General features: G+C 70.9%; 6 protein-coding genes. 2 read left to right on the forward strand and 4 right to left on the reverse strand.

The window, feature by feature from the left end; all coding sequences use genetic code 11:
• The 4 genes from otnK to AAHM41_RS37975 form a co-directional block, all read right to left on the reverse strand.
• Nucleotides 1–1,278, reverse strand: a 1,278-nt coding sequence (gene otnK / locus AAHM41_RS37960; protein WP_342241825.1) for a 3-oxo-tetronate kinase, incomplete at its 3' end; no start/stop codon positions are given.
• Nucleotides 1,279–1,288: 10 nt separating this feature from the next.
• Entirely contained in the window at nucleotides 1,289–2,071 is a 783-nt protein-coding gene (gene otnI / locus AAHM41_RS37965; RefSeq protein WP_342241826.1) for a 2-oxo-tetronate isomerase, read from the reverse strand.
• On the reverse strand, nucleotides 2,072–2,989 hold the full coding sequence (gene ltnD, locus AAHM41_RS37970) for an L-threonate dehydrogenase (RefSeq protein ID WP_342241827.1): 918 nt from the start codon (nucleotides 2,987–2,989) through the stop codon (nucleotides 2,072–2,074). It lies immediately after the preceding gene.
• Nucleotides 2,990–3,012: 23 nt separating this feature from the next.
• Complete coding sequence (locus AAHM41_RS37975) at nucleotides 3,013–4,320, reverse strand: MFS transporter (protein ID WP_342241828.1); 1,308 nt, start codon at nucleotides 4,318–4,320, stop codon at nucleotides 3,013–3,015.
• 245 nt (nucleotides 4,321–4,565) lie between these two features.
• Here AAHM41_RS37975 and AAHM41_RS37980 point away from each other — a divergent pair, with 245 nt between their 5' ends.
• Both AAHM41_RS37980 and otnC read left to right on the forward strand, forming a co-directional pair.
• Nucleotides 4,566–5,579 (forward strand): LacI family DNA-binding transcriptional regulator, encoded by a 1,014-nt coding sequence (locus AAHM41_RS37980; RefSeq protein ID WP_342241829.1) that lies wholly within the window; start codon nucleotides 4,566–4,568, stop codon nucleotides 5,577–5,579.
• Between the two features lie 21 nt (nucleotides 5,580–5,600).
• Nucleotides 5,601–6,281 carry a 3-oxo-tetronate 4-phosphate decarboxylase gene (gene otnC / locus AAHM41_RS37985; protein ID WP_342241830.1) on the forward strand — a complete coding sequence of 227 codons (681 nt, stop codon included), beginning with the start codon at nucleotides 5,601–5,603 and terminating at the stop codon, nucleotides 6,279–6,281.
• The last annotated feature ends 86 nt before the right edge of the window (nucleotides 6,282–6,367 follow it).

Here is a 6,367-nt window from a genome sequence, read left to right on the forward strand (position 1 = left end):
CTTGGCTCTGGGCATCGCCCTGAGCGCGTCGGCGAAGAAGTCGGGGCCGCCGAAATTGCCGGATTTCAGGGCCAGCACCATCGATGGCTCCTGCCCGACGGCATAGAGCACCGGCACGCCCGGGGCGATCTCGGCGCCGATGCGGAAGGCGGGCAGGGCCAGGGCGTCGACCACCGCGCCGGAGGTCTCGCCGCCCGCCACCACCAGCCGGCGCATGCCGGCTTCGACCAGGCCGAGGGCGATCCGCGCCATCGCCTGCTCGATGGCGTGGCCGGCGGCGTCGCGGCCGAGCTTCCGCTGCACCGCCGCCACCTGCTCGGGCGGCGCGCTGCTGGCGATCAGCACCGGACCCTCGGCGCGATGGCGCTCGGCCCAGGCCAAGGCTCGTCCGACTTCATCGGGATCGCCGGCCAGCGCCTCCGGGTCGAGGCGCAGGACGGGCATGCTCCGCTCCGCCGCCGCGATCTGGCCCAGCGTCGCCTGCGAGCAGCTGCCGGCCAGGATCGCGGCCGGGCCGCCGATCGGGGCCGGCGCCTGGCCGGTGCCCGCAGCCGTGATCCGGCCGGCGGCGACCAGCGCTCGGGCGATGCCGAGGCCGAGGCCGGAGGCGCCGGTCGACACCGGCTGGTCCAGCGCCACCACGCCCAGCGTCTCCAGGTGGCGGTCCAGCACCGCGTCGGCGATCACCGCGCCGGCGCCCTCGGCCGCGCGTTGCCAGAGGGCATCGCGCACCGCCTGCGGCCCGGCCTCCACCGTGGCCAGCGGCAGCAGGGCGACCGGCGCCCGGCTCTGCCGGCCCAGCACGCGCACCAGGTTGGAATCCCGCATCGGGTTCAGCGGGTGATCCTTCAGCGGGCTCTCATGCAGCGGCACGGTGCCGACGAAGAGATGGCCGAGATAGACCGTCCGCCCGGTCTCGGGGAAGGCGGGGGTGACCAGGGCCAGCCCGGCGCCGATCTCGGCCCGCAGCGCGTCGGTCACCGGGCCGATATTGCCGGCATCGGTCGAATCGAAGGTCGAGCAGATCTTGAACAGCACATGGCCGGCGCCGCGGCCGCGCAGCCAGCGCGCCGCCGCCAGGCTGCGATCCACCGCATCGACGGCCGGGATCGACCGGCTCTTCAGCGCCACCACCACCGCGTCGACCGCCGGGAGATCCAGGTCGTCGCGCGGCACGCCGATGGTCTGGACGGTGCGCAGACCGGCCTTGGACAGGGTGTTCGCCAGGTCGGAGGCACCGGTGTAGTCGTCGGCCACGCAGCCGAGCGCGAGGGTCATCGTCTCCTCCTCATCCTTTGCGGCCGGCATAGGGTGCGAACCAGCCGAGCCCTTCGAGAGTGCCGGCGCGGGGCCGGTACTCGCAACCGATGAAGCCGGCATAGCCCAGCCGCTCCAGCTCCTGGAACAGGAACGGGTAGTTCAGCTCCTCGACATCCGGCTCGTGCCGGCCGGGCACGCTGGCGATCTGGACATGGGCGGCGATCGGCAGCAGCGCCCGCAGCGCCATGGTCACGTCGCCATGCAGGATCTGCCGATGATAGCAGTCGAATTGCAGCTTCAGATTGGGCAGGCCAAGCTCGCCGATCAGCGTCGCGGCCCGGTTGAAGTCACCCAGGAAATAGCCCGGCATGTCGCGGGTGTTCAGCGGCTCCAGCAGAACGTCGACGCCCTTGGCCGCAAAGGCCTCGGCGGCGAAGGACACTGCATCATGCCAAGCCTGCTGCGCCAGTGGATCGGCCGGGTCGGCGTTGCCGCTCATCATGTGCACGCGGCCGACGCCGGTGGCCTCGGCATAGGTCAGGGCGGTGGCGACCGAGGCACGGAACTCGTCCGCCCGCTCGGGCAGGGCCGCCAGGCCGCGCTCACCCTTGGCCCAGTCGCCGGGCGGCAGGTTGAACAGCGCCTGGGTCAGGCCGTTGCGCGACAGCCGGTCGGCGATCGCCTCGGGCGGATGCTCATAGGGGAACAGGTACTCGACCGCGGTGAAACCCGCCCCGGCCGCCGCGTCGAAGCGGTCGAGAAAGTCCCATTCGGTGAACATCATGCTGAGATTGGCGGCGAAGCGCGGCATCTATCCCTCCTTCTTCGCGCCGGGCAGGTCGAGGCCGGCGATCTGGGCATAGAGCCGGGCGACCGAGGCGTCGTCGTCCCGGCCCATGCCGGCGGCGGCAGTCATCAGGAACATCTGCAGCGCCGCGCCGGCCACCGGCACCGGGAACTTGCCGCTGCGCGCCATGTCCATGACGATGCCGAGATCCTTGGTGAAGATGTCGACGGCGCTGCGCGGCGCATAGTCGCCATCCAGCACATGCGGGATGCGGTTCTCGAACATCCAGGAATTGCCGGCCGAGGCGGTGATCACCTCATAGACCTTGCGGATGTCGAGGCCCTGGCGGGCGGCGAAGGCGATCGCCTCGCAGGCGGCGGCGATGTGCACCCCGGCCAGCAGCTGGTTCACCATCTTGAAGGCGGCGCCGGTGCCCGGGGCGTCGCCGAGCTCGTAGAGCTTTGCTGCCATGGCGTCGAGCGCCGGCCGGGCTGCGGCGAAGGCGGCCGGGCTGCCGGAGGCGAGGATGGTCAGCGCGCCCTCGGCCGCGCGCTGGGCGCCGCCGCTGATCGGGGCGTCCAGATAGTGCCGGCCGGTCGCCTCCAGCCGCTCGGCCATGGCCCGGGCTGCTTCCGGCGCCATGGTCGCGGATGATACGAAGACTGCGCCTTCCGGCATCGCCGCGGCACAGCCGGTCTCGCCGAACAGCACCGATTCGGTCTGGGCCGCGTTGACCACGACCGAGACCACGATGTCGGCGCCCGCGGCGGCCTCGGCCGGGGTTGCGGCGCCGGTGCCGCCGGCTTCGACCAGGCGCTCGACCGCGGCGGCGGACAGGTCGCAGCCGGCGACCTCGAAGCCGGCCCGGCGCAGCGACAGGGCCATGCCCAGCCCCATCGAGCCCAGCCCGATCACGGCGGCGCGGCCAATCGGTTTCGTCATTGTCGAGTCTCCCAGTCCGGATCCTAGCGGTTGACGAGCTTCGCGGGGGTGGTCAGGACGGCGGCGGCGCCCAGCACCAGCATCACCGCCAGCATATACATGCCGAATTCGGTGCTGCCGGTCAGGTCCTTCAACAGGCCGATGGCATAGGGGCTGACGAAACCGGCCAGGTTGCCGATCGAGTTGATCATGGCGATGCCGGCCGCCGCGGCGGCGCCGTGCAGGAAGGCCGTGGGCAGCGACCAGAACAGCGGCGCACAGGTCAGGACCCCGGCCGCGGCCAGCGACAGGAAGGCGATCGCGATCGTGCTGTCGGTGGCGGTCGCCGCGACGACGAAGCCGATCGCGCCCATGACCGCCGGGATCACCAGGTGCCAGCGGCGCTCGCGGCGCCGGTCGGCGCTCTGCCCGAACAGGATCATGGCGACGACGGCGCACAGGAACGGGATGGCGCTGATCAGGCCGATGTTGAGGTTGCCGCTGACTCCGGTCGCCTTGACCAGGGTCGGCATCCAGAAGGTCAGCCCGTACTGGCCGCTGACGAAGGCGAAGTAGATGAAGCAGGACAGCCAGACCCGGCCGTCGCGGAACACCGCGCCGAGCGAGGCGGGGCTGTCCTTGCCCTTGGCATCGGCTGCAATCTCGCGCTCGATCACCGCCTTCTCCTCATCGGTCAGCCATTTCGCCTCGCGGACGCTGTTGTCGAGCACGAACAGAACGGCCAGGCCGATCAGAACGGCCGGGACCGCCTCGATCAGGAACATCCACTGCCAGCCGGCCAGGCCGTGCGTTTCGTGGAAGGCGTCCATGATCCAGCCCGACAGCGGGTTGCCGAAGATGCCGGAGACCGGGATCGCGGCCATGAACACGGCGATGATCCTGGCCCGGCGATGCGACGGGTACCAGTAGGTCAGGTACAGGATGATGCCGGGGTAGAAGCCGGCCTCGGCCAAGCCCAGCAGGAAGCGCAGGGCATAGAACCACGGCGCCGAGGGCACGAACATGAAGGCGGCGGAGACGATGCCCCAGGTGATCATGATCCGGGCGATCCACATCCGGGCGCCGACCCGGTGCAGGATGACGTTGCTCGGCACCTCGAACAGGAAGTAGCCGACGAAGAAGATGCCGGCGCCCAGGCCGAACACCGCCTCGCTGAAGCCGAGGTCCTGCGACATCTGCAGCTTGGCGAAGCCGACATTCACGCGATCGAGATAGGCGACCACGTAGCACAGCATCAGGAACGGCACGATGCGCCAGAACACCTTGCGGTAGACCCGCTTTTCGATGGCTCCCGCCGCGTCGCGCGGCAACGGCATGGCTTGGACGGTCATTCTCCCTCCCTCGGCTCGTCCGTGGCGGACAATTGACACCGGTATCATTTCTGGATCGCCGCAGATCCAGCCAAAAGATTGGATTTCACGACGCTGGAATGATATCGGTATCAATATTCATGGGCGAAGCTGACGGCGACGTCAAGGGCGGGGCTGAGAGGCGGCAGAAGCAGGACGGTGCGAGGGCTTCCGCTCGCACCCGGGATGCAGGGATGATGGGGGCCGAGTCGACGCAGAGGGTCCTGATGGCGCGCACACGAAGGCCCGATCCCAGGGGCATTACGCTGGCGGATATCGCGCGCACCGCCGGGGTCAGCAAGATCACCGTGTCGCGGGTGCTGCGCGGCGGGCCGGTGGCCGCGGAGACGCGCGACCGGGTGCTGGAGATCGTGCGGCGCCTCGGCTATGTGCCGAACCGCCTGGCCGGCACCCTGTCCTCGGCCGGCTCGAACCTGGTCGGGGTGATCATCCCGTCGCTCGCCAACATCGTCTTTCCCGACGTGCTGCGCGGGGCCGAAGCCGTGCTGGATGCGGCCGGGTTCCGGCCGGTGGTCGGCGTCACCGACTACGACCCGGCGCGGGAGGAAGGGCTGATCGAGGCGATGCTGGCCTGGCGCCCGGCCGGACTGATCGTCACCGGGCTGGAGCACACCGACCGCAGCCGGGCGATGCTCGCCAATGCCGGAATCCGGGTGGCCGAGCTGATGGATCTCGACGGCGCCGGGCTCGACATCGTCGTCGGCCTGTCGAACCGGGCGGCCGGGCGGGCCAGCGCCCGCCATCTGGTCGAGCGCGGCTATCGGCGCCTGGCCTTTGTCGGCCACGATCTCGGCCGGGACCGGCGCGCGGCGAAGCGGTTCGAGGGCTTCCGCGAGGCGCTGTCGGAAAGCCCGGCGGCCCTGGTCGCGACCGAGATCCTGCCGGGCCGGTCCTCCGCCGCCTCCGGGCGCGAGGGGCTGGCGCGGATCCTCGACCGTGGCGACGGTGCCGACGGGGTCGACGCGGTCTATTTTTCCAATGACGACATGGCGATGGGCGGCTGTTTCCTGTGCCTCAGCCGGGGCATCGCCGTACCGGACCAAGTGGCGCTGTTCGGCTTCAACGGGCTCGACCTGGGCCAGGCGCTGCCGCAGCCGCTCTCCACCATCCGCTCGCCGCGGGTGCGGATGGGGGAGGTCGGGGCCCGGCTGGTCTGCGGCCGCGAGCCGCCGGCAATCGTCGATCTCGGCTTCGAACTGATCCCCGGCGCCACCGCCTGACCGCATTCGGAGGAAGGACCCATGGACGAGACCAGGCTGCGCGAGGACATCTGCCGCTTCGGCCGTTCGCTGTTCGAGCGCGGGCTGACGCCGGGCTCCTCCGGCAATATCAGCCTGCGGCTGGACGATGGCGGCTGGCTGGTGACGCCGACCAACGCCTCGCTGGGCTTCCTCGACCCGGCGCGGCTGTCCCGGCTCGACGCCGAGGGGCGGCTTTTGTCCGGCGACAAGCCGACCAAGGAGATCCCGCTGCACGGCGCGCTGTACGAGACGCGCGGCTCGGCCCGCGCCATCGTGCATCTGCATTCGACCCATTCGGTGGCGGTGTCGATGCTGCCGGGGATCGACCCCAGGGCGGTGCTGCCGCCGCTGACCGCCTATTACCTGATGCGCGTCGGGGCGACCGCGCTGGTGCCCTATTACCGGCCGGGCGACCCGGCCGTGGCCGACGCCATCCGCGGCCTGGCCGGCCGCTATTCGTCCGTGCTGCTGGCCAATCACGGCCCGGTGGTGGCGGGCGAGAGCCTGGAGGCGGCGGTCTATGCGACGGAGGAGCTGGAGGAGACGGCGAAGCTGCACCTGCTGCTGCGCGGCCTGAACCCGCGCCTGCTGTCGCCGGGCCAGATCTCGGAGTTGAAGCAGGCGTTCAAGCTCGAATGGCCGGAGGAGAGCGGGGCGGGTCACGATCACCAGACGGAATGAGGTCCGGCCGGATCGGGCGACCGACCGCGCCGGAAGGACTCCCGGGGGGGGGGGGGGGGGGGGGGGGGGGGGGGGGGGGGGGGGGG

It is taken from the genome of Inquilinus sp. OTU3971 (assembly GCF_038440215.1).

What these genes read in the sequence shown, in the direction of transcription:
- otnI (WP_342241826.1), bottom strand. Translation starts at nt 2,071, where the DNA reads ATGCCGCGCTTCGCCGCCAATCTCAGCATGATGTTCACCGAATGGGAC.
- ltnD (WP_342241827.1), bottom strand. Translation starts at nt 2,989, where the DNA reads ATGACGAAACCGATTGGCCGCGCCGCCGTGATCGGGCTGGGCTCGATG.
- AAHM41_RS37980 (WP_342241829.1), top strand. Translation starts at nt 4,566, where the DNA reads ATGGCGCGCACACGAAGGCCCGATCCCAGGGGCATTACGCTGGCGGAT.
- AAHM41_RS37975 (WP_342241828.1), bottom strand. Translation starts at nt 4,320, where the DNA reads ATGACCGTCCAAGCCATGCCGTTGCCGCGCGACGCGGCGGGAGCCATC.
- otnC (WP_342241830.1), top strand. Translation starts at nt 5,601, where the DNA reads ATGGACGAGACCAGGCTGCGCGAGGACATCTGCCGCTTCGGCCGTTCG.